This is a genomic window from Paraplanobispora takensis, from assembly GCF_016863195.1.
GTDB classification, from domain to species: domain Bacteria; phylum Actinomycetota; class Actinomycetes; order Streptosporangiales; family Streptosporangiaceae; genus Planobispora; species Planobispora takensis.
The window spans coordinates 65,110-86,746 of sequence record NZ_BOOK01000030.1; the positions used below are offsets into that span (position 1 = coordinate 65,110).

18 protein-coding genes are annotated in these 21,637 nt (G+C 72.7%); 3 read left to right on the forward strand and 15 right to left on the reverse strand.

Annotated elements, in window-relative coordinates; translation table 11 throughout:
• Positions 1-2: 2 nt before the first annotated feature.
• The 6 genes from Pta02_RS20140 to Pta02_RS20165 all read right to left on the reverse strand — a co-directional run bounded on the left by Pta02_RS20140 (position 3) and on the right by Pta02_RS20165 (position 7,662).
• Positions 3-416, reverse strand: a complete 414-nt coding sequence (locus tag Pta02_RS20140) for an anti-sigma factor antagonist (protein ID WP_203876425.1) — start codon at positions 414-416, stop codon at positions 3-5.
• Between the two features lie 161 nt (positions 417-577).
• Positions 578-2,191: an AMP-binding protein gene (locus Pta02_RS20145; protein WP_203876426.1), complete on the reverse strand. Its 1,614-nt coding sequence runs from the start codon at positions 2,189-2,191 to the stop codon at positions 578-580.
• A gap of 137 nt (positions 2,192-2,328) precedes the next feature.
• The gene (locus Pta02_RS20150; RefSeq protein ID WP_203876427.1) at positions 2,329-2,988 is read right to left on the reverse strand and encodes an SRPBCC family protein; all 660 of its coding nucleotides are present in this window, start codon (positions 2,986-2,988) and stop codon (positions 2,329-2,331) included.
• A 189-nt stretch (positions 2,989-3,177) separates the two neighbouring features.
• Positions 3,178-3,351, reverse strand: a complete 174-nt coding sequence (locus tag Pta02_RS20155; RefSeq protein ID WP_203876428.1) for a hypothetical protein — start codon at positions 3,349-3,351, stop codon at positions 3,178-3,180.
• Positions 3,352-3,375: 24 nt separating this feature from the next.
• Positions 3,376-5,994, reverse strand: coding sequence for a class IV lanthionine synthetase LanL (gene lanL / locus Pta02_RS20160; protein WP_203876429.1), 2,619 nt, complete (start codon positions 5,992-5,994; stop codon positions 3,376-3,378).
• Between the two features lie 111 nt (positions 5,995-6,105).
• Positions 6,106-7,662 (reverse strand): phospholipase D family protein, encoded by a 1,557-nt coding sequence (locus Pta02_RS20165; protein WP_203876430.1) that lies wholly within the window; start codon positions 7,660-7,662, stop codon positions 6,106-6,108.
• Between the two features lie 212 nt (positions 7,663-7,874).
• Between Pta02_RS20165 and Pta02_RS20170 the strand changes: the two genes are divergently transcribed.
• Positions 7,875-8,990, forward strand: a complete 1,116-nt coding sequence (locus Pta02_RS20170; protein ID WP_203876431.1) for a prephenate dehydrogenase — start codon at positions 7,875-7,877, stop codon at positions 8,988-8,990.
• Positions 8,991-9,290: 300 nt separating this feature from the next.
• Here the strand turns inward: Pta02_RS20170 and Pta02_RS20175 are convergent, their stop codons facing one another.
• The 3 genes from Pta02_RS20175 to Pta02_RS20185 form a co-directional block, all read right to left on the reverse strand.
• Positions 9,291-10,472 carry an acyl-CoA dehydrogenase family protein gene (locus tag Pta02_RS20175; protein ID WP_203876432.1) on the reverse strand — a complete coding sequence of 394 codons (1,182 nt, stop codon included), beginning with the start codon at positions 10,470-10,472 and terminating at the stop codon, positions 9,291-9,293.
• A gap of 84 nt (positions 10,473-10,556) precedes the next feature.
• Positions 10,557-10,832, reverse strand: a complete 276-nt coding sequence (locus tag Pta02_RS20180) for an acyl carrier protein (RefSeq protein WP_275423593.1) — start codon at positions 10,830-10,832, stop codon at positions 10,557-10,559.
• Positions 10,833-10,976: 144 nt separating this feature from the next.
• The gene (locus tag Pta02_RS20185) at positions 10,977-11,960 is read right to left on the reverse strand and encodes an ATP-grasp domain-containing protein (protein ID WP_203876434.1); all 984 of its coding nucleotides are present in this window, start codon (positions 11,958-11,960) and stop codon (positions 10,977-10,979) included.
• Between the two features lie 258 nt (positions 11,961-12,218).
• Between Pta02_RS20185 and Pta02_RS20190 the strand changes: the two genes are divergently transcribed.
• Positions 12,219-12,629, forward strand: a complete 411-nt coding sequence (locus Pta02_RS20190; RefSeq protein WP_203876435.1) for an SgcJ/EcaC family oxidoreductase — start codon at positions 12,219-12,221, stop codon at positions 12,627-12,629.
• 231 nt (positions 12,630-12,860) lie between these two features.
• Here the strand turns inward: Pta02_RS20190 and Pta02_RS20195 are convergent, their stop codons facing one another.
• Together Pta02_RS20195 and rfbH are read right to left on the reverse strand one after the other, a co-directional pair.
• On the reverse strand, positions 12,861-13,892 hold the full coding sequence (locus Pta02_RS20195) for a glucose-1-phosphate thymidylyltransferase (protein ID WP_203876436.1): 1,032 nt from the start codon (positions 13,890-13,892) through the stop codon (positions 12,861-12,863).
• 67 nt (positions 13,893-13,959) lie between these two features.
• A complete protein-coding gene (gene rfbH / locus Pta02_RS20200; RefSeq protein ID WP_307837480.1) occupies positions 13,960-15,318 on the reverse strand; it encodes a lipopolysaccharide biosynthesis protein RfbH in 1,359 nt (452 codons plus the stop codon).
• Positions 15,319-15,562: 244 nt separating this feature from the next.
• Between rfbH and Pta02_RS20205 the strand changes: the two genes are divergently transcribed.
• On the forward strand, positions 15,563-16,876 hold the full coding sequence (locus Pta02_RS20205) for a nucleotide sugar dehydrogenase (RefSeq protein WP_239131001.1): 1,314 nt from the start codon (positions 15,563-15,565) through the stop codon (positions 16,874-16,876).
• A 105-nt stretch (positions 16,877-16,981) separates the two neighbouring features.
• Here Pta02_RS20205 and Pta02_RS20210 read toward each other — a convergent pair whose 3' ends face one another.
• The 4 genes from Pta02_RS20210 to Pta02_RS20225 all read right to left on the reverse strand — a co-directional run bounded on the left by Pta02_RS20210 (position 16,982) and on the right by Pta02_RS20225 (position 21,484).
• Positions 16,982-18,238 (reverse strand): kynureninase/PvdN C-terminal domain-containing protein, encoded by a 1,257-nt coding sequence (locus Pta02_RS20210; RefSeq protein WP_203876438.1) that lies wholly within the window; start codon positions 18,236-18,238, stop codon positions 16,982-16,984.
• Entirely contained in the window at positions 18,235-19,035 is an 801-nt protein-coding gene (locus Pta02_RS20215; RefSeq protein ID WP_203876439.1) for a tryptophan 2,3-dioxygenase, read from the reverse strand. Before Pta02_RS20215 ends, Pta02_RS20210 begins: the two co-directional genes overlap by 4 nt.
• Entirely contained in the window at positions 19,032-20,534 is a 1,503-nt protein-coding gene (locus Pta02_RS20220; RefSeq protein ID WP_203876440.1) for a benzoate-CoA ligase family protein, read from the reverse strand. The genes Pta02_RS20215 and Pta02_RS20220 overlap by 4 nt, the downstream gene beginning before the upstream one ends.
• A 221-nt stretch (positions 20,535-20,755) precedes the next feature.
• The gene (locus tag Pta02_RS20225; RefSeq protein WP_203876441.1) at positions 20,756-21,484 is read right to left on the reverse strand and encodes an alpha/beta hydrolase; all 729 of its coding nucleotides are present in this window, start codon (positions 21,482-21,484) and stop codon (positions 20,756-20,758) included.
• Positions 21,485-21,637 lie beyond the last annotated feature (153 nt).

Consider the following 21,637-nt stretch of genomic DNA (forward strand, 5'->3'; position numbering starts at 1 on the left):
CTTCACGACGCCGGGGTGAAGCGTTCGCGGCCCGGTCTCTCGTGGAGACCGCCCGCCACGCGCATGGCCTCGTCGGCGGTGGGGTGGACCTCGAACGCGCTGCGCAGTCCCGACAGGGCCAGCACCCGGGCCACCGGCCCGTGGACCCCGGTGAGCACCAGCCGGGTGCCGCGGGCCTGGCTGCGCTTCAGCGTCCTGACGAGTTCGCCCAGGCCGGTGGAGTCGCAGAAGCCGACCTCCGTCAGGTCCAGGATGAGCAGGGAGGCGGCGGGCAGCTCCCAGACGCCGTTCAGATGCTCGCGCAGCAGCGGTGCGGAGGCGAGGTCGAGCTCTCCCCCGGCACGTACGATGATCACCTCGTTGTACGTGCTCGTGGTGACCGTGAACTCCGCGCCGCCCTCAGCCGCGTTCCGCATGTCCCGCTCCCTCCGCCGGACCTGTGAAGGGAGTTGTCTTTCTGCCCGAGCCGCCCGGTTCCTAACGCGATCCCGGCCCCGAGACGGGACCACGGCCGGAGGGACGGCCCGCGCGTCGCGCGAAGGCGCGGGATCCGGGCGCCCGCCGTACCGGGTCCGTGTCAGGCGTTGCGCACCGCGGCCGCGCCGTGCAGCCCCAGCAGCTCGACGCCCCGCTCCCGCATCTCCACCTTGCGGATCTTACCGGTCACCGTCATGGGGAAGCCGTCGACCACGTGGACGTAGCGGGGGATCTTGTAGTGGGCGAGCCGGCCGGCGCAGAACTCCCTGACGGCCTCGGCGGTCAGCGGCCCGGCACCGGCGCGCATGACGATCCAGGCCATGAGCTCCTCGCCGTACTTCTCATCCGGTACGCCGACGACCTGCACGTCGGCGATGTCGGGGTGACCGTAGAGGAACTCCTCGATCTCGCGCGGGTAGATGTTCTCGCCGCCGCGGATCACCATGTCCTTGATCCGGCCGACCACGTTGACGTAGCCGTCCTCGTCCATGGTGGCCAGGTCTCCGGTGTGCATCCAGCGGGCCTCGTCGATCACCTCGGCGGTCCTGCCCGGCTCGTCCCAGTAGCCGAGCATCACCGAGTAGCCCCGGGTGCACAGCTCGCCGGCCTCGCCGCGCGGCAGCACGAGCCCCGTCTCCGGATGCACGATCTTGACCTCGACGTGCGGCATGACCCGCCCGACGGTCTCGGTACGGCGCGCCAGGCCGTCGTCGCTCCTGGTCATCGTCGAGACGGGCGAGGTCTCCGTCATGCCGTAGCAGATGGCGACCTCCTCCATGTTCATCTCGCCGACGACGCGCTTCATCACCTCGACGGGGCACGGGGAGCCGGCCATGATGCCGGTGCGCAGGCCGGACAGGTCGTACTCCCCGGCCAGGGCGAGCTCGGCGATGAACATGGTCGGCACGCCGTACAGCGAGGTGCAGCGCTCCTCCTGCACCGCGCGCAGGGTCGCCGCGGGGTCGAAGCCCGCCGAGGGGATGACCACGCACGCGCCGTGTGAGGCGGCCCCGAGGTTGCCCATGACCATGCCGAAGCAGTGGTAGAAGGGCACGGGCAGGCACACCCGGTCGGTCTCGCCGTAGTGCAGGAGCTCGCCGACGAAGTAGCCGTTGTTGAGGATGTTGTGGTGCGACAGCGTCGCCCCCTTGGGGAAGCCCGTGGTCCCCGAGGTGTACTGGATGTTGATCGGGTCGTCGAAGGCCAGCGTGGCCGCCCGCTCGCGCAGGCGGTGCCCGGGGGCCCGCTCCGCCAGGAGCCTCTGCCAGGAGGGGTCGCCGATGCAGACCGCGTCGCCGAACCCGATCTCCTCGATCATCGCCCGGTAGTCGGCGCCCTTGTGCCCGGCCGCGCTGATCAGCAGCCGCATCCCGGACTGCCCGACCACGTACGCCAGCTCGTGACCGCGGTAGGCGGGGTTGACGTTGACCAGGATCGCGCCGATCTTCGCCGTCGCGTACTGCACGAGCACCCACTCGGGGATGTTGGGCGCCCAGATGCCCACCCGGTCGCCCTTGGCGATCCCCCGGGCCAGCAGTGCCAGGGCGAGCCCGTCGACCTCTGCGTTCAGCTCGGCGTAGGTCCACCGGCGCCCGCTCGGCACGTCGACGAGCGCCTCCCGGTCGCCGAACCGCCGGACGGTCCGCTCGAAGTTCTCTCCGATGGTCTCGCCGAGCAGCGGGCTGCCCGCCGTCGCGCTGGAGTAAGACAACATGCGCACAGTGTGCGTCCCCGGAGCCGCCCCGGCCACCCCCGCGGAGCCCTGACGCGGGGGCCCGCCGAGCCCCGTGCGCCCCCGGGCCCGGCCGGGCTCCGTCCGGGGCGGCCGGGGCGCCGCTCCCGGACGGCCGGTCAGGACTGCGGCTGCTCCTCGGACGGCTCCTCGGGTGCGGCGGTGTAGGCGGCCGTGACGCGGTCGGCGGCGGCCCGGGCCTGGGCCTCGTCCGTGCCCGCCGCGATGCTGGCGTCCCGCCACGCCTGGCTGCTGAGCGTCGTGAAACGCCTGCCCTCCTCCGACAGCGGCCAGGCCGCGGCCTCCTGCGGGTCGACGCCCGCCCCGGACGACAGGTGCAGGGCCAGGCCCATCAGCGCCATGTCCCAGCCGATGCCGACCGCGCCCGGGCCGTACTCGGCCCACAGGTGCTCGTCGACGTGGGCGGTGTGCTCCAGCTCGAAGCGGGTGCCGCCGGCCTCCGGCGTCAGCCGGACCTCGATCCAGCTGACCATCCCGCCGTTCTCCCACGTGGCGGCGAAGCTCTGCGGCGGGTCGCACCGCTCGATCGTCCCGCTGGCGTTGCCCTCGAGCCGGTAGTGGCCGCCGACCTTCAGCTCCCCCGAGACGGGCATGAACCACCGGGAGATGCGCTCGGAGTCGGTGCAGGCGTCCCAGACGTCCTCGACGGGGGCGTCGTAGGTCTGGCTGACGGTCATGGTGCGGGCCTCGCCCGCCTCCAGCACCCGGCTGCCGAGCGTGCGCCGTACCGCGTTGATCTGGCTGGTCACATCGATCATGAGCTTCTTCCCTTCTCCGCACGCCGGTCGCGCGCCCAGGAAGGAAATTAACAGTGCTCGCTTATATAAGTCAACGACTATAAGGCCCTGATTTCGAACATCCGGCCGAACACGCGGGAGCCCCCGGCCGGGGGCCGGGGGCTCGTGGCGGCATCGGACCGGTGTCTCCTCCGCACCGGCGGCGCGTCGTCAGATCTGGGTTCCGGTCGGCGAGCAGTGCGTCGTCCGGGTGATCTCCGTACACGTCGTCTTGTCCGTCTTGGTGATCGTGCAGCAGGCCGCACGGCCGTGCACGCCGAGCTCAGCGAGCCCCACCTCCGGCAACATCTGCAGAGCGGACACCGACGTGACCACGTTGCCCATGGTCTTCACCTCCCTCCTGCGTCCTCAGTCGGCCATGAACGGGCTCGCTCCGCCGTGCTGGAGGCGGTGCAGGAAGGCGAGCGCGCCCGAGAGACCCACGCCGTAGTCGGGGACGACCGCGACGCCGGTCTCATCCGGGATGAGCAGGCGGCCCTCCCGGACGATGTACTGCAGGCACATGCACACCGCCAGATCGTCCGCCCAGCGGCGGTAGCGCCCGTCGCCGGTGAGATCGGCCATGTCCAGCAGGAAGTGGCCGTTGCCCGCCAGCCCGTGGCAGATCGACGGCGTCATGTGCCAGCGCGTGCGATGGACGGCGACGGCCGCGAGCGCGGCCAGTTCGCCGTAGCGTCCGACGCCCGTGGCCCGCCACAGCCGCACCAGGAACAGCCCGGCCCCGGTGGCGCCGTTGCACCAGTAGGCCAGCCGGCCCGGGTCGTCGGGCGCCTGGCCCCACCAGGCGGCCCCCTCCTCGCGGACGGCCGCGGCCACCAGGGTGTCCCCCGCCAGGCGGGCCAGTTCCAGGCAGTCGGACCGGCCGGTGACCTGCGCCGCGTTCAGCAGCGCGTAACCGACGCCCGCGCTGCCGTGCGCGAAGCCGTAGTGCGTCGCACCGGCGAAGTGGGAGTCGAGCTCCGCCGGCACCGGCCAGAACACGCCGTCGTCCCGCCGCGAGGCCGCGGCGACCAGCCCGTCGGCGCACCGGTCGATCCGGTCCAGCAGTTCCGGCCGCCCGCCGTCCCGCCACAGCCGCACGTGGGCCAGGGTGCTGCCGGCCACGCCGTGGCACACGTCGGAGATGGGCCAGGCCACGGGCAGGCCCATGGCCAGCCCGGCCGCCCGGCCGGCCAGTTCGGCGTCGTCGAGGGCCCGCGCCGCCTCGTGCAACGCCCAGACGGTGCCCGAGCGCCCGAACTGCAGGCCGGGCAGCGTGACCGGCTCCTCGGCCGCGCGCCGCTCCATCCATCCGCAGGCCGTACGAAGGGGCCCGGCCAGGGCGGGATCGTTCGCCGTGAGGCGGGCGAGCACGGCGGCCACCCCCGCGGCGCCGTGCTGGACGTTGCACGGGTCGGTGCCCTGGCCGAAGCGGCCGGACGGCCACAGGCGCCCGGGGTCGTCGGGCCTCATCTGCGCCAGCAGGTAGGCGGTGCCGTCGGCCAGGAGCCGCCCGGGGTCGGTGGCGGACCGCCGGGAGGGCGGCGCCGTCCCGGGGCGGCGCACGAACGCCCCGGCCCGCCCGGCCGTCCAGCGCCGCCCGGGGTCGCCGTCCATCAGGCCGGAGATCAGCGGGGCCAGGCGCCGGGCGGCCTCCCCGTGCTCGGCGGCCAGGGCAGTCCAGTCCTCCAGGACGTCCCCGGCCGGGCGGCCGTACGTCTCGTCCTCGGGGAGCACGGGCTTGCGCCCGGTGGCGACGAGGAAGACCAGCGCGCCCAGCCCGTAGCAGTCCGCCTCGGGGGTGGCGGCCACCGGGCCGGGACCCCCGAGGCACTCGGGGGCGATGTAACCGGGGGTGCCGACCACCTCGACGACCCGCCCGGCGGGGACCGCGAACTCCAGGTCGACGAGCCGGACCCGGCCCTCGTCGGACACCATCACGTTCCCCGGGGAGATGTCACGCAGCACCAGCCCGGCGTCGTGGACGGCCGACACCAGCCGGATCAGGCCGCCTGCCAGCGCGCGGGCCATCGGCCAGGGCGGGCCGGGCTCGCTGCCGGGCCGCTCGCCGACCCAGCGCTCCAGCGAGCGGCCGGACACCAGCTCCTCCACCAGGAACAGGTGCCCCTCCTGCTCGAACAGGTCGATCCTGCCCGGCACGACGCCCAGGGGCGCCAGCCGGTCCAGGGCGGTCGCCTCGTCGCGGAGCCGGTCGCGGATGTCCGTCCCGTCGGCGCTCGCCTCCAGGTACGGCCGGGCCTGCTTGATGATCACCTCCCGGCCGGTGCGGGTGTCGGTCCCCCGGAAGACACCGCCCTTGGTGGTGTGGCGGTAGGCCACGCGCGCCAGGTACCGCCCCTTGAGCAGCACCTCGGGGGGCCGCTCCGGCCGGGGCTCGGGAGCCACGTAGCCGGGGAAGGGAGGCGGGGCCCACCGCGGCGCGCTGAACCAGGCGTTGCGCCGGTCCTCGACGGGGGAACCGGCGGGGTCGACGAGCAGGTACCTGTAGTCCCCGTCCACGGTGAGCTCGCGACGGCCGTGGAAGACGCCGTAGCGGTAGTGGACCAGGCTTCCCGGCCGGTAGGGGCGGTCGGAGAGGATCTCCGGCCCCTGCAGGCCGAGGGTGGCACGGTCCAACTCCGCGGCGAGCTCGCGGAAGTGGTCGTCGTCGTCGGGGTAGGCCGTGATGAACTTGCCCGCCCCGCCCCGGTCGAACATGCGCGAGCCGAGCAGGTCGACGTGCTCGGGCGTGCGGGCGAACTTGAACGCGCAGCCCCGGCCGGCCAGCACGTCCGCGCTCCGGTCCAGGACGGCGGGCGCCGAGCCGCCGGTGGCCGACACGTGCAGCTTCCAGCCCTGGTCGCGGGCGCCGTGGCCGTCGGGGGTGACGAAGCACCAGAACTCGTCCGTCCTGATGTCCCAGGTCCGGGCCCCGTCCGCGCGGGACAGGGCCGCGCGGACGATGTCGATCAGCGGTGAGCCGTCCATGCGCAGACGATGGCGGGGCGCCAGGACGCCGACTACGTATTTTTATGGATAGACGGATCGGTTATCCCGGGTTGCCCCCGCGAGCGCGATGCCCTCGGCAGCGGGTCGTCCTCAGAACCTCTTCGAGCGCCTCAGCGCGGGCGGACGCCCGTCGGGGTCCACCGCCATGCGGTACATCGGCAGGGCCAGCGTCCGGCGCAGCCGGCCCAGCTCCGGAGTCGGGTGCGGGCGCAGCCGTCCGGGCGGGCGCGGGCCCGCGCGACCGCTGTGGTGCCAGGCCTCCAGCTCCGCCGCGGCCCTGGCGAACTCCTCGAAGGCGATCTTGGGATCGCACAGGTCGTCCACGTCGGACGGTTCGCGGTCCAGGTGCTCGGCCGCCAGCGCCAGGCGCAGTTCCCGGGGGAAGCGGCCGGCCCCGCCGGGCGGGCGCGGGTCGGGCTCCTCGTCGATCACCGCGCAGCTCAGCTCCGAGTCGTAGGTCCACGACCGCAGGTTGACGTTGTCCGAGCCGATCGTGGCCCACACGTCGTCGACCACGCACACCTTGGCGTGCACGTACACCGGCGTGTTCTCGTGGTTCTCGATGTCGTAGACCGCGACCCGGTCCCCGCCGGCCCTCTGCAGCCTGGCCAGCGCGTCGGCCCTGCCGATCAGGCTGGCCGGCCCGGCGAGCCAGCCGTCCTGGTCGGGGTGGCGGGGCACGACGATGATCATGCGCAGCTCCGGCTCGCGCTCCAGGGCCTCGGCGAACGGCTCGATCACCTCGGTGGACCACAGGTACTGGTCCTCCAGATAGACGAGCGAGCTCGCCGCCCGCAGCACCTTCTGGTAGGCCCTGGCCACGCTCCGCTCCCCCTGCGGCGCGAACGGGTACGCGCTGCGCCGGTAGGGATAGGTCCGCAGCAGCTGTACGGCGTGCGTCCCCACAGGCTCGGGGGGCGGTCCCGGGTCCGGCAGCGGCGGCACGTCGTCCATCCGCTCGAAGTGGTCGCGCAGGCGCTTGATCGGGTGGCGGGTCTCCGGGGCGGGGTCCTCCCAGCGCTCGCAGAAGACCTTCTCCACCTCGGCCACGGCCGGGCCCTTGATCATCGCCTGGACGTCGTGCCAGGGCGGCCGGTCGCCGTAGACCCCGGGCATGGCCACGGCCTGCGGGTCTCCCCGGTGCCGGGCGTCGTCCCGGCGGCTGTGGCACAGGTCGATCCCCCCGAGGAAGGCCACGTCCAGGGAGGCGTCCTCGTCGTGGCGCATGATGACGAACTTCTGGTGGTGCGACCCGCCGGGCCGTACCCGGGTGTCGAGCAGGCACTGACCGCCGGCGGCCTCGATCTTCTCGCCGAGGTGCCTGTTCTCCTCGGAGCTGAAGCGCAGCCAGTCCAGGTGCGATCGCCAGATCAGCCCCCTGACCAGCGCTCCCCTGCCCGCCGCCCGGGCCATCGCCTCGGCGATCGCGGGACCTCCGTCGGCGAGCCGCTCGTCGGGGTCGCCGCGCCAGTCGGCGAACAGCAGCAGGTCGTCCTTGCCGAGCCCGTCGATGCAGGCCGCGAGCTCGGCGAAATAGGCGGCACCGTGGATGAGCGGGCGCACCAGGTTGCCCGTCGACCAGGCGTCGAGCTTGGTCGCGGGGTTGCCCCGCTCCTCGTCGGTGAGGAACCAGTCCTCAAGCTTCACGTGCCTGTGCTACCCGGTCACCGCGCCGGCATTCCCCCGCGGGGTCCGCTGACAGGAAACTGGCGCCGCCCGGCAGCTTGCGGCCAGCGTCCGCACTGCTCTCCCGGCCGTCCGGAGCGGAGCATTGCCATGAGAGAACCGACCGGCTCACCGCACGATCCGTCGCCGAGCAGGCGATCAGGTCGTGGGAGCGACCACAGAAAGCAGCGGACATGGCGATCCACGACATCCAGCAGATCTCCGGGCGAGCCGGTTGCGGGGCCGCGGGCCCCGAACTCCCCCACGGCGCACGGCCCCGGACCCGTCCCACCGCTCCGGCCGGCGCAGATCCCGCATCGCGACCGGCCCGTCGCGACGACGTGGCGCTGCGACCGGTCCACCACGGCACCCGGCCCGACGAAGACCCGGGGCCGCGACCGGATCGCCGCGATGCCGGGGGCGGTCCGGCGATCCGCCGTGTCTCGGTGATCGGCTGCGGCCTGATCGGCACCTCGGTGGCGCTCGCGCTGCGGCGCCTGGGCGTGCAGGTGACACTGGCCGACCACGACCCGCGGTCGCTGCTGCAGGCGGTGCGCATGGGGGCGGGCGTCGCGCTGCCCGCCGAGGCGCCCCCCGCCGACGTGGTGGTCGTCGCCACCCCGCCCTCGACGGTCGCCGCCACGCTGCGCGAGGCCCAGGCCCGCGGGCTGGGCGCCGTCTACACCGACGTCGCCAGCACGAAGGCCCGCATCCTCGGGGAGGCCGCGCTCGCCGGGTGCGACCTGAGGAGCTACGTGCCGGGGCACCCGATGGCCGGGCGCGAGCTGTCGGGCCCGGGCGCCGCCCGCGCGGACCTGTTCACCGACCGGCGCTGGGCCCTGTGCCCGCACCCGCAGGCCTCGCCGCACGCGATGCGGGCCGTGGGCGAGCTGGTCGCGGCCTGCGGGGCGCGGGCCGTACTGATCGGGCCGCAGGAGCACGACCGGGCCGCCGCCGCGGTCTCGCACGCGCCGTACGTGGTCTCGGCGGCGCTGGCGGCCAGGTTCGCCGACGCCGACCGGTCGGCGCTGTCGCTGGCGGGCACGGGGCTGTGGGACGTGACCCGGGTCGCGGGCAGCCCCGCCGGTCTGTGGTGCGACATCCTCGGGCAGAACGCGGAGCCGGTCGCCGAGCACCTGGAGGCGGTGGCGCGCGACCTGGCCGCCGTCGCCTCCGCGCTGCGGGCTCCGGGCGGTACGGCCTCCGGCGCGGTGGCCGAGCTGCTGGGCCGGGGCAACCGGGGCCGCGAGCTCATCGTCGGCGCCTACCCGGCGGTCACGGAGCCGGCGCAGGAGAGCGCCGCGGCCTGAGGGCCGGGGCGGGAGAGCTGGGGAAGGAGAGCTGGGGAAGGAGAGCTGGGGAAGGAGAGCTGGGGAAGGAGAGCTGGGGAAGGAGGACCGGGAGAAGGGAGAAAGGAGCACCGGGGAGGGAGGACCGTGGAAAGGACGGCCGGGGGAAAGTCGGCCGGGGAAAAGGACGCTCCGCGACCCGTCATACGGGCCGCGGAGCCTTTCCAACCGGCGGGGAGGCGCGGGGTTGGGAGATTCGGTGTCCTCAAGCGGTTCGGGTGTCCTCGAAAGGGCCGGACGTCCCCGGCGGTTCCGGACGCCTCAGATGTAGAGCGTGTTGGGCGGCAGGCCGCACAGGACCCTGCCGTACAGTTCCGTGTTCGTGTTGGGGTGCATGAGGGCGTGCAGGTTCATGCTCTGGATGTCGCGCAGGATCCGCTGGATCGGCACGTCGGCGTAGATCGAGGACCCGCCGCTCGCCGTGGCGAGGATGTCGGCGGCCTCCTTGGCCAGCTTGCAGGCCGCGCCCATGTCGGCGCGCACCCTGGCGCGCTCCTCCAGGCTCCACTGCTCGCCCAGCTCGCTCTTGCGGTCGACCGTGTCCGCCAGGCGCCCGGCGTGGAACTGCGCCTGGTCGATCTTCAAGGTGGCCTCGGCGACCTGCAGGTGCGTCAGCGGCGCCTCGCTCTGGCTCTCGTAGCTGGTGTAGGTGATCTTGCGTCCGGGCAGCCGCTGCAGGAACGCCGTCCTGGCGGCCTTGGCCAGTCCCACGGCGGTGCCGACCGAGGAGGCCGAGGCCACCGGGAGCAGGGGCGCCCGGTAGATCGGCGTGCCGGCGTTCAGCCGGGAGGCGTACTGCTCCTGGAGCACCGCGGGCAGCGGCAGGACGCGCTCGGCCGGGACGAACACGTCCTGGGCGACGGTGCTGACGCTGCCGGTGCCCCGCAGGCCCGTGGTGTTCCAGTCGTCGATGATCTGCAGGTCCGACATCGGGACCAGCGCCATGATCGGCATGGGTTGCTGGTCCGGCCCCACCTGGATCGCCACGATCTCCTGCCAGTGGCTGTGCCAGGCGCCGCTGACGAACCCCCACTTGCCGTTGACCACCACGCCGCCCTCGACCGGGGCGGCCATGGCGGTGGGGCTCAGGGTGCCGCACACCCGCACGTCCGGCGTCGAGAACACCTCGTCCTGCACCTCGTCGGGGAACAGGCACGCCATCCACGTGGGGATCCAGTAGACCGCCGCCGTCCACGCGGCCGACCCGTCGGCCTGGCCGAGCTCCGCGGCCACCTCCACCAGGGTGCGCGTGTCGCACTCGTACCCGCCGTACCGGGCCGGGACCCTCAGCTTGAAGACGCCGGCGTCGGCCAGGGCCTCGATGGACTCGTCGTGGATGCGCCGGTTCTCCTCCGCCCAGGCCGCGTTCCGCTGCAGGACCGGCGCGAGCCCGGCGGCCCGCCGCAGAAGCTCTTCCCGCGCCGGGACCTCGGTCGTCAACATCATTTCCTCCTAGTCGTCGTCGGACGAGACGCTGAAGCCGCACGCCCGGCTCTCCGGCCCGCGAAGCACGCGCATCGCAACCGTTCAGGCCGCGCTGGAGACCCGCCCCTGCTCCGCGACCGTGGTGATCAGGGCGGGCAGGTCCGGGTCGTTCTCGAAGATGTCACCCACCTCGATCGAGATGCCGCACTCCTCCTCGATCCGCGAGACCAGGCGGACCGCGGAGATCGACTCGCCTTCCAGGTCGAAGAAGGTGGCGTCCTCCATTCCGTCCGGCACGTCCAGAACGTGCCGCCAGATTTCACCGACTTTCTCCTGTATGAAGGAGAAAGTGAGTTCGCTGGGACGATTTCCATTCATCCGCTGTCCTCCCTTGCCGGATAAACGTGACCCATGGCGTGCAGGTCATGGCGGGACGGCCTTAATGCCGGTTCCTGCTGATATATCGTCACAATTGAAAGGGCTGGGCACATCTCTGAAATTGCGCGGCGGTTGCCGGGGCGCTCAGCCCGTGTACGCCCTCGGGCCGCTCAGGGCGACCGGGGCCGCCGAAGGCACCGGGAAACCCGCGGGCACGGGGGCGGCGAAGGGGACCGGCGCCGCGGAGGCCGCCGGCGGAGAGGCGGGGACGGCCGCGGGCGCGGCCCGGTCCGGGGGCGGGAACGGCAGCGGCCCGCCCGCCAGGGCCCGGAACATGGCGGCCTCGACGTCCACACCGGTGGCGGCCTCGATGAGCGACAGGACGCGTTCCTCGGCCTGCCGTGTCTGCGCCTCGACCACCATCGGCCCGGCGTCGCCCAGGACCACCTCGGTGCGGGTGGGCCCGAACCGGTACCCGGTGGCGTCCAGGAAGGCGGTCACGAGCTTGACCATCTTCGTACGGGTGGAGGCGGGCAGCCACGCGGGATACACCTCGGGACCGCCCGGCTCGCCCGGCCGGGCCGGGTCCGCCTCCGGGCCCGTCCTGCCGCCCAGGTCGCCCGTCTCCGGCAGGCGGAACGGGGAGATCACGGCCTTGGGCCGGATGTCCACCACGTGATGGCGCCCGTCCACCGTGAGCGTCTGCACGGTGAACACCGGGCCGCGCATGAACTCCTCGACCGAGGTGACGAAGGGCAGGCCGGCCTCGCTCAGCAGCCGCCGCATCCGCCGCCTGTCGTTGATCAGGAGCAGGCACCCGGGCGGGTGCGGTGACATGCCCAGGACCCGCGCCTCCTCGCACACCGCCAGCTGCGTGTCGTGCCATCCCAGGTGGAGGATGTGCGCCACGTCCCTGCGCACGGCGGTCGTGAACACCAGCGTGCGCAGGGCGGCCACGTCGGCGAAGTCGGTGAGCACCAGCTGCTCGGCGTCGCGGGCCACGTCCTCGAGGTGATCGCGGCCCCTGAGGGCCGGATCCCAGATCGCGTAGACCCGCAGGCCCTCTGCCACGGCCTTGCGGACGTGCCGCCGGTCCGGCATGACCATGAGGATCCTGTCGTTCCGCATCACGGGCCTCCATTCGTCGGCGATCTTCTTCGAGACGGCCTGGTATCCATCGTCCTTCGGGGGCTTATGCGGCACATCTCCCGGATTGCGTGCCTGTCACGGCCCGGGAGCGGGCACCGCACGCCGAGAGATGCGCCGCGGCGTGCGCAGCGAACACCATGCGAAGGTGAGGGCCGGTGGCCGGGCCCCGTCCCGGCGTCCGCGCCGGTCGGTTCCCTCCCCCTTCCCCGTCCCAGCCGCTGAGTGAAGGAACGAACCATGAGCCCTGCACCGACCACCATCGACGAGACGACGGCCATCCGGCAGGTGCCGCAGCGCATCATCGCCGCCTGGGCCGCCAACGACGGCGACGCCTTCGCCGAGGTGTTCACGGAGGACGCCACCCTGATCCTTCCCGGTGACATCTACGTCGCCGGCCGCGAGGGCATCCGGGCCTTCATGGGATTCGCCTACTCCGGCCCGCTGAAGGGGACGAGGGTGGCCGGCGAGCCCCTGTCGGCGAGGTTCGTCACCGAGGACGTCGCGGTCCTGGTCACCCGGGGCGGCGTCCTGCACGGCGAGGAGACCGAGGTCGCGCCCGAGCGGGCCATCCGGGCCACCTGGGTGCTCGCCAAGCAGGACGGGCAGTGGCTGATCACCGCGTACCAGAACACGCCCATCGGTGCCTGACCCCGTCGTCGGCGCGGTCGGCGGCGTGAAGGCCCCCGGTGGAAGGGCGCTCCCGGCAGCGTCCTCCCGCCGGGGGCCCGCTCGTTTCCGGGAGAGCGGCACCGCGCGGAGATCGCCCCGGAGGTGGCGTGGAGACGGCCCGGTGAGGCCGCCACGGTGCGGAGACCACCCGGACAGAGCGCCGGAGCCCAGGCGACCGGGACCGGGACGGAGACCGGGGACGATCGGGACTCAGATGGAGACCGGGATCTCGATCCGCGTGTTGTCGCCCACCAGGAGCCGGTGGCGCATCCCGTCACGGTCCGCCGGCCGGACGACGGCCGAGCGCCCGATGATCGAGCCGTGCATCCCCCGGACCTCCTCGATCGACGCCCCGTCGAGCACGATCGAGTCGGACAGCCGGGTGCCGCGCAGGACGCAGTCGCGGCCGATGGAGACGCCGGGGCCGAGGTGGCAGTCCTCGATGACGGTGTTCGCGCCGACGATCGCCGGGCCCTCGATCAGGGAGCGCACCACGCGGGCCGTGGGATGGACGACGGCTCTGCCGCCCAGCCCGCCCAGCAGGTGCCGGTTGCACTCCAGCACGTCGTCGGCCTGCCCGGTGTCCTTCCAGTAACCCCCGTACTCGACGGCCTCGACCTTCGCCCCCCGCGTGACCAGCCACTGGATCGCGTCGGTGATCTCCAGCTCGCCCCGCCTGCCGGGGGCGACGGCGGTGACCGCCTCATGGATGGCGGGGCCGAAGAAGTAGACGCCGACCAGGGCCAGGTCACTGCGCGGCCGCCGGGGTTTCTCCACCAGCCGCCGTACGGCGCCGCCCGCGTCCAGCTCCACGACCCCGAAGCCGCGGGGGTCGGCCACCCGGTGCACCACGACCTGCGCCGCGGGCCGCCCGGCCCGGAACCGCTCGGCGAGATCGGCCACGCCGTCCGGAAGCATGACGTCGCCGAGGTACATGACGAAGTCGTCGTCGCCGAGGAACCCGCGCGCCGTCCGCACCGCGTGCGCCAGCCCCAGGGGCCTGTCCTGGGGGATGTAGGTGACGCGCAGGCCGAGGCGCGAGCCGTCGCCGATCGCCGCGGCGATCTCCCTCGCCCAGGCGCCCACCACGATGCCGACCTCGGTCACCCCGAGATCGCGGATGTTGCCCAGCACGTGCTCCAGGACCGGTTTGCCGGCGATCGGGATGAGCTGCTTGGGCATGGAGTAGCTGAAGGGGCGCAGGCGGGTCCCGGACCCGCCGGACAGTACCAGTGCCTTCATCGGTTCACTCTTCCGGATCTGCCGGGGGCGTCAGGAGAGGCCGCCGACCTCGTCGCGGCCCGGACGGTCACCCGCGCGCTCGAACGAAGTCCTTGAAGGAGGCCACGACGTAGTCGATCATCTCGTCGGTCAGCCCGGGGTAGACCCCGATGTGGAACGTCTGGGTGGTGATGATGTCGGTGTTGGTCAGCTCGCCGACGACGCGGTAGTCCTGGTCGGCGTAGGCGGGGTGACGGATCAGGTTCCCGGCGAACAGCCGGCGGGTGCCGATCTTCCGGTCCTCCAGGAAGTCCACCAGTTCCTTGGCGCCGAACGGCGCCCGCGGGTCGACCGTGACGACGAAGCCGTACCAGCTCGGGTCGCTGCGCGGGGTCGCCTCGGGCAGCAGCAGGTGGGGCACGCCCTCCAGCCCTTCGCGCAGCCGGCGCCAGTTGCGGCGGCGGGCCGCGCAGAAGTCGTCGAGCTTGTCGAGCTGGCTCAGGCCCAGTGCGGCCTGCAGCTCGGTGATCTTCAGGTTGTACCCGACGTGGGAGTAGATGTACTTGTGGTCGTAGCCGTGCGGCAGCGTGCCCATCTGGTAGTTGAAGCGCTTGAGGCAGGTGTTGCTCTCGCCCGGCTCGCACCAGCAGTCCCGGCCCCAGTCCCGCAGCGACTCGACGATCCGGGCCAGCAGCAGGTTCGAGGTCAGGACGCAGCCACCCTCCCCCATCGTCATGTGGTGCGCCGGATAGAAGCTCACGGTGGTGAGGTCGCCGAAGGTGCCGACCGGCTCGCCGTCGTAGGTCGACCCGACGGCGTCGCAGCTGTCCTCGATCAGGAACAGCTCGTGCTCCTCGGCGAGCCGGGCCATCTCCGCGACCTCGAACGGGTTTCCGACCGTATGCGCGATCATGATCGCCCTGGTCTTCGGCCCGATCGCCCGCGCGACCGCCTCCACGGTGGGGTTGTAGGTGCCGAGCTCGACGTCCACGAAGACCGGGACCAGGCCGTTCTGCAGGATCGGGTTCACCGTGGTGGGGAACGCCGCCGCGACCGTGATCACCTCGTCGCCCTGGCGCAGGCGCGCGTCCTCCAGCCGGTGGGAGGTCAGGGCCGACAGCGCCAGCAGGTTGGCCGAGGAGCCGGAGTTGGCCAGCAGCGCCTTGCGCCGCTTCATCTTGCGCGCGAAGACGGACTCGAACCTGCGTGCCCTGGACCCCCCGGCGACCCGCAGTTCGAGCGCGGCCTCGACCAGGGCCACGCGGTCCTCGACGTCGTGCACCGCGCCCGTCGGCCAGATCTCGGTGACACCGGGCACGAACTCCCCTGCGACCTCGACGTCCTGGTGGTACTTGCGCACCTCGTCCAGGATCAGCGCCTTGTGCTGGTTCATCTCCGGCCCCTCACTCATCGGGTCGACGAGGGAGATCATCCCCTCTGATCGCACCTTCACAGGATCGTTCTCCGCAGTTGCCCGTGCATCTCCTGCATTGCGGCGCGGAAGCCGGCGAGCACCGCAGACACCCGTCCGGCACGCCAAGAGATGCGGTAAGGCCGATCCTCGCTATGTGCTTGTGAAAGGAGATGATCCGAGGCGGCTGGTGCCTATTGCCTGGAATCAGAAAAATCGGCCGCATTCCTGTTGTAGGGAGATTTGCATGCGTTTTCTACCTGCCAGCGAAGACCCGAAAGTGGCGATTATCGGCCTCGGTTATGTCGGCTCCTGTTTCGCGGCGGTCCTGTCCGAACGCGGCTGGGACGTCGTCGGAGTGGACACCGACTCCCGCCTCATCGAGGAACTGACCGCGGGCCACTGCCGCTACCAGGAGGACGGCCTGGCCGGCCTGCTGCGGGACGGCATCGAGGCCGGGCGGCTGCGCGTCACCACCGACTACGCCGCCGTCCGCGACGCCGACGTCCTGCTGATCGCGGTCGGCACGCCGGTCGGCGCCGACGGGTCCCTGATGGACGAGCAACTGCGGGAGGCGTGCCTGCGGGTGAGCCGCCACCTGCGCGAGGGGCACCTGCTGGTGCTCAAGAGCACCGTGCCGCCGGGCACGACCCGCGAGTTCGTCCTGCCCCTGCTGCAGGAGAGCGGGCTCGTCTGCGGCGAGCACTTCGGGCTCGCCTTCACCCCCGAGCGGTTCGCCGAGGGTACGGCGCTGCGCGAGCTGCGCTCGCTGCCGATCGTGGTCGGCGGGATCGACGCCGACAGCACGCGGGATGCGGCGGACTTCTGGCGCCGGGCGCTCGGGGTCGAGGTGATCCCGCTGGCCTCGCCGGAGACCGCGGAGATCGTCAAGCTGGCCGACAACTGGTGGATCGACCTGAACATCGCGCTCGCCAACGAGCTCGCCAAGTTCTGCGGCCTGTTCGAGGTGGACGTCCTCGACGTGATCTCGGCGGCCAACACGGTCCCCAAGGGCACCGGGAAGGTCAACATCCTGCTGCCCAGCGTCGGCGTCGGCGGGTCCTGCCTGGTCAAGGATCCGTGGATGGTCTGGCACACGGCCCGGGACCGCGGTCTGGAGATCCACACCGCGCCGACCGGCCGGGCGGTCAACACGGGGATGCCGGAGTACACGGCCCAGCTGATCATCGACGGGCTGGTACGGCTCGGCAAGGACCCGGCCAGGTCGACGGTCGCCGTGCTGGGAGCGGCGTTCAAGAACGACACCGGCGACCTGCGGGCCACCCCGGTGGAGGGAGTCGTCACGACCCTGACCAAGGCCGGGGTCACGGTCCGCGTCTACGACCCGCTGGTGGACCCCCTGCAGGCGGAGGTCCTGCTGGGGATCGCCCCGTCGGCGAGCCTGAGCGAGACCGTCCGGGACGCCGACTGCGTCGCCGTCATGGCCCTGCACCAGGAGTTCGCCTCCCTCGACTTCGCCGGCCTGCCGGTGGCGGACCCGTGCCTGGTGCTGGACGGGCGGGCCTACTACGGCAAGGAGAAGATCTCCGAGCTGCGCGGGCTGGGCTACGCCTACGCGGGCATCGGACGCTGAGAGACGGTGCATCCGCCGCACGGCGAGGACATGACGCAGGCATGACGCAGGGCCGTCGCCGATCCGATCGGCGACGGCCCTGCGGCGTTCCTGCCGGCCTCCCGCCTAACGCGGGCCCGTGAGCGCCGGGCGGGCCGCCGCCGGATCCGCGGGCGCCGGACGGGTTGAACGCGGTACCGGCCGGTGCGCCCGTACGACGGCCAGTTCGGCGTCCAGGGCGTCCATCGCGGCGTCGAGCTGGACATCCGACAGATACGGCGCGGGGCCGAGCCGCAACATGTCGCCGCGGCTGTCGGCGAGCACGCCCCGAGCGGCCAGCCCGTCGCACAGCCGCGCCGCGTGCGGTGACCGCAGCGCGAGGAACCCCCCCAGGCCCTCCAGCGGCGTGCCGGTGTCCCTGCTGATCAGCCCGCCGGTGTCCATGGCGTCGAAGCGCGCGCACAGCCGGGCGAGCTGGCGCTGGGAGACCCGGCGCAGCAGAGCGGGGGTCAGGCCGTGCTCGTCGAAGAAGCCGAACACGCGGGCCGCGCGGTAGTGGCTGGTCGGGTCGTAGGTGGCGCCCGAGAAGGCCTGCGCGCCCGGCGGATAGGCCACCCGGTCCGGCCTCGTCTCGGCGGACAGCTCGGCGAACTCGGCGAACCAGCCGGTGATCACGGGTCGGTACCCCGCGGCGTGCGGCGGGACCCGCAGGAAGCAGTTCCCCTCGCCGAGCTGGAGGTACTTGTACCCGCCGCCGACGATCCACGCGGAGGGGATCGCCGCGGCGGAGAAGGGGACGGCGCCGAGCGCGTGGTAGGCGTCGACGAGCAGCTGCGCGCCCCTGCGCTCGCACTCCCCCGCCAGCGCTGCGAGGTCCGGCACCACTTTGGCGGTCTCGTACATCACCGCCGAGACCAGCACCGCGGCGGTCCTGTCGTCGACCGCCGCCGCCAGCCGTTCCGGCAGGGTGCCGACGGGCTCGGCGGGCACGCGCACCAGCTCCAGGCCCTCCTCCGCCAGCCGGCCGAGCTGGCGGCGCAGCGTGTGGAACTCGCCGTCGGAGGTCACCAGCCTGGGCCGCTCCCCGAGCGGCAGCGCGGACAGGAAGCGGAGTACCAGCTCGTGGGTGCTGGCGCCGAGCGCCAGGTCGGCGGCCGGGTCACCCAGCGCGCGCCGGAAGCCGGCCCGCACCTGCTCCGCCTTGTCCATGGCGCGGCCCCATTTGGCGTCCACCTCGAGCGCGGCGTCCTGGAAGGCCTCCAGCTGGCCGTCGAGCGCGACGTCCGGCCAGGCCTGGTGCGAATGGCCGGTGAGAAGCAGGCGCTCCGAGACGCGGAACATCGTGTAGTGCGGCGCGAGGTACGCGGACAGGTCGTCGTTCATGCGCCGCGCACCTCCCACAGCACGGGGAAGGTCGGGGTGGCCCAGGTCGTGGCCAGGTGGGCGGCGCCGGAGCTGCCGCCGGTGCCGCGCCGGGCCCCGATCATGCGCTGCACCATCTTGGTGTGCCGGTAGCGCCACTCCTGCAGCAGCCGGTCCAGGTCCAGCAGCCCCTCCCCGACCTGGGCGGGTACCATGTCGTCCCGATTGACCTGGACGAGCACCTCGCGTACCGCCCGGCCGGCCTCGAAGGGCAGGACGGGATCCCTGTGCAGCGCCTCGGCGGGCATCGGATAGCCCTGCAGCGACAGGTAGTGCAGGAAGGAGTCGAGCACGGACCGCCTGCCCATCGCGGCCTCGATGCGCAGCCGTTCGGCGCCGCCCTCCTCGTAGTGTTCCAGCGCGGTGCGGTCGCGCAGCCCCAGCACCGCCTCCAGCTCGCGGAACTGCGCGGACTGCGCGCCGCTCGCGGAGCCCAGGCAGCCGCGGAACCCGGCGAACTGCGCGGGCGTCAGCGTGTCCATGACGTCCATCTGGTCGACGGCCACCTGCAGCACGGCCACGCAGCGCCGCAGCGTGTGCAGCGCCGGGCCGCTGTCGCCGGCCTCCAAGTGCTCCTGCAGACGGCCCAGCTCGTGCAGCAGCAGCTTGAACCACAGCTCGTAGACCTGGTGCACGACGATGAACATCATCTCGTCGTGATCGCGCGAGCGGGGCCGCTGCACGTCGAGCAACCGGTCGAGCTCAAGATAGGAGGAGTAGGTCAGGCGGGTCTCCTGAGCCAGCGCGGAGCCGTTCATGCCACCGCCTCCAGGGCTCGCCTGTTCACCTTGCCGGAGGCGGTCTGCGGCAACGCGTCCACGAACATCACATCCCTCGGATACTTGTACGGCGCCAGCCGCGCCCGCACGTAGTCCTTCACCTCCTGGGCCGTCAACGGCGCCGTGGCCACCACGTGCGCGCGGGGCAGCACCAGCCCGCCGGCCTCGTAGCCCACCACCGCGCAGTCGGCCACCGCCGGATGGCCGCGCAGGCAGTTCTCGATCTCGGCGGGCGCCACGTACACCCCGCCCACCTTCAGCAGGTCGTCGACGCGGCCGCGATAGTGGAAGAAACCGTCGGCGTCCCTGCTCACCAGATCACCCGAGCGCACGGTGCCCGGCGCCACGAAGGTGGCCGCCGACCTGTCCGGGTCGCGCCAGTACTCCATCGCCACAGCCTCTCCGGTGATCTCCAGCCGGCCCGCCTCTCCGTCCGGCACCGGCTCGCCGCGCTCGTCCACGACCCTCAGCCGGTAACCGGGCACCGCGGTGCCGAGGCTGCCGGCGCGGCTCCGACCGGGCCGGTTGGACAGGAAGATGTGATACGCCTCCGAGGAGCCCAGCCCGTCGGCCACCTCGACGCCGAAGGTCTCCAGCCACCTGCGGTGCAGCTCGGCCGGCAGGGCCTCGCCGGCCGAGACGCACACCCGCAGGCTGCTGAGGTCCTGGCGAGCGGCCTCGGGGTGGGCGAGCATGGCGCTCATCATGGTCGGCACGTTGACCAGGATCGTGGGCCGGTGCTCGGCGATCAGCTCGAAGATCCGCTCCGGCGTGCTGCGCTCGGGGAAGACGACCCCCGCCGCGCCCGCACCGAACGGGAACAGCGCCGTCAGGTCGCGCGCGTAGCCGAAGAACAGCTTGGGCACCGGCAGCACGATGTCGTCGGGCCCGATGCCGAGCACGCCCCTGGCGTACCCCTCGAAGCTCAGGTGCGGGCTCCTGGCGGGCAGGACGCACGCGCGCGGCGCGCCCGTGCTGCCGGTGGTGAACTTCCACAGCGCGACGTCGCCGGCCGCCACGGGGACCGGCTCCAGCAGGTCGTCCTGGGCCTCTGCCAGCGTGCCGAAGTGCCGTTCGCCGGGCAGCAGCTCGCCCTCCGCCACGCCCGCCACCAGCAGGCCGCGCGCGCCCGCGGCGCGCAGCCCGCCGAGCGCGGCTGCGCCGGTGACGATGACGCGCGGCTCGGCGTATTCGAGGAAGTAGCGGTAGTCCTTGGGCTGGAGGTAGGTGTAGACCTCGGCGGTGACCGCGCCGATGAGCTGGGCTCCGTACCACGTGGCGACGAACTCGGGGCCGTCGCTGAGGCAGATCAGGACGCGGTCGCCGCGGCGAACCCCCAGGGCGCGCAGCGCGTTGCCGGCCCTGGCGGCCAGCGAGCGCAGGTCCGCGTAGCTGAGCGGGCCCGATGGGGTGATGAGCGCGGTCCTGTCGCCGTCGTTCCCGTCGAGGAACCGCTCCGCGATGTTCAGGGAATTCATGGGTGCCTCCTTCACCTCTCACGGTGCCTGGCGGACCGCGCTGAAGGGAGGCGTGGAGGGGACAGCAAGATGGGGGGCGCTGACAGGTTTGTGCCAATTTCTTGGCGGATGCGAAATCGCTCCGGGCACGCTGACACGGCCGGCACCTTCACGGCGTGAAAGGCCGGCCGTCGGATGAAAAAGCCGGCCGTCGGATGAGAGGCCGGAGAGGGGAGCCGCCCTCAGGCGGCGACCTCGTCGATGGCGGCGCGGACCGCAGGCCAGGCGCGGGAGAGCGGGTCGATGAGCTTGAAGTGCCCGACCTCGGGCAGTTCGACCAGCTTGGCGGCCGGGTTGCGCGCGGCGTAGTCGCGGCTCATCTCCACGGGCACGACACGGTCCCCGGCGCCGTGCACCAGCACCAGGGCGCCGTCTCCGCGCCAGGGCAGGCGCATGGTGTCCACCTCGGGCAACAGCTCGGTACGGCCGCCGACCAGCGCCGCGGCGGCTCCTGCGCCGAGGCCGTCGGCGTGCGTCCTGCCCACGTCCGACAGGGCGGCCAGGGCCACCACGCCGGCGATCCCGCCGCCCGAGCAGCCGTGCCGGAGCGCGAGGTGGCCGCCGGCCGAGTGGCCCGCCAGGACGACGGGGCCGCGGGCGGGCGCCTCGGCCAGGACCGCGGCGACGGCGGCGGCGACGTCGTCGAACGTGCCGGGATGGCCGCCGCCCTCGTGGCCGATGCGGCGGTACTCGACGGAGCAGACCGTGTAGCCGCCGGCGGCCAGGGCGTCGGCCATGGGGCGGACGTGGAGGCGGTCGTACTCGGCGCGCCAGAACCCGCCGTGCACGAGGATGACGACCCCGCGCCCCCCTCCCTCCAGCAGGTCGACGACCTGCTCGGGGTGGGGTCCGTAGCGGATGACCCGATCCGGCGTTCTGACGTGGCGTGACAGCAGCTCGTGGTAAGGCATGCGCGGGCCCGTGAAGGTCGGCGGCCGTCGCCCGTGACCACCGCCGGCGGAGGTGCCCGCGGGCGTCATCGGGCGGACGGCCGGTGATGACGGGTGGCCATGAGGCGACGGCCTCGGTGTCCGGGGAAGGGACGTACGCGATTCCCTGGCGCG

What these genes read in the sequence shown, in the direction of transcription:
- Pta02_RS20175 (WP_203876432.1), bottom strand. Translation starts at nt 10,472, where the DNA reads ATGTTGACGACCGAGGTCCCGGCGCGGGAAGAGCTTCTGCGGCGGGCC.
- Pta02_RS20145 (WP_203876426.1), bottom strand. Translation starts at nt 2,191, where the DNA reads ATGTTGTCTTACTCCAGCGCGACGGCGGGCAGCCCGCTGCTCGGCGAG.
- lanL (WP_203876429.1), bottom strand. Translation starts at nt 5,994, where the DNA reads ATGGACGGCTCACCGCTGATCGACATCGTCCGCGCGGCCCTGTCCCGC.
- Pta02_RS20190 (WP_203876435.1), top strand. Translation starts at nt 12,219, where the DNA reads ATGAGCCCTGCACCGACCACCATCGACGAGACGACGGCCATCCGGCAG.
- Pta02_RS20180 (WP_275423593.1), bottom strand. Translation starts at nt 10,832, where the DNA reads ATGAATGGAAATCGTCCCAGCGAACTCACTTTCTCCTTCATACAGGAG.
- Pta02_RS20220 (WP_203876440.1), bottom strand. Translation starts at nt 20,534, where the DNA reads ATGAATTCCCTGAACATCGCGGAGCGGTTCCTCGACGGGAACGACGGC.
- Pta02_RS20140 (WP_203876425.1), bottom strand. Translation starts at nt 416, where the DNA reads ATGCGGAACGCGGCTGAGGGCGGCGCGGAGTTCACGGTCACCACGAGC.
- Pta02_RS20155 (WP_203876428.1), bottom strand. Translation starts at nt 3,351, where the DNA reads ATGGGCAACGTGGTCACGTCGGTGTCCGCTCTGCAGATGTTGCCGGAG.
- Pta02_RS20150 (WP_203876427.1), bottom strand. Translation starts at nt 2,988, where the DNA reads ATGATCGATGTGACCAGCCAGATCAACGCGGTACGGCGCACGCTCGGC.
- Pta02_RS20195 (WP_203876436.1), bottom strand. Translation starts at nt 13,892, where the DNA reads ATGAAGGCACTGGTACTGTCCGGCGGGTCCGGGACCCGCCTGCGCCCC.
- Pta02_RS20170 (WP_203876431.1), top strand. Translation starts at nt 7,875, where the DNA reads ATGGCGATCCACGACATCCAGCAGATCTCCGGGCGAGCCGGTTGCGGG.
- Pta02_RS20185 (WP_203876434.1), bottom strand. Translation starts at nt 11,960, where the DNA reads ATGCGGAACGACAGGATCCTCATGGTCATGCCGGACCGGCGGCACGTC.
- Pta02_RS20210 (WP_203876438.1), bottom strand. Translation starts at nt 18,238, where the DNA reads ATGAACGACGACCTGTCCGCGTACCTCGCGCCGCACTACACGATGTTC.
- Pta02_RS20215 (WP_203876439.1), bottom strand. Translation starts at nt 19,035, where the DNA reads ATGAACGGCTCCGCGCTGGCTCAGGAGACCCGCCTGACCTACTCCTCC.
- Pta02_RS20225 (WP_203876441.1), bottom strand. Translation starts at nt 21,484, where the DNA reads ATGCCTTACCACGAGCTGCTGTCACGCCACGTCAGAACGCCGGATCGG.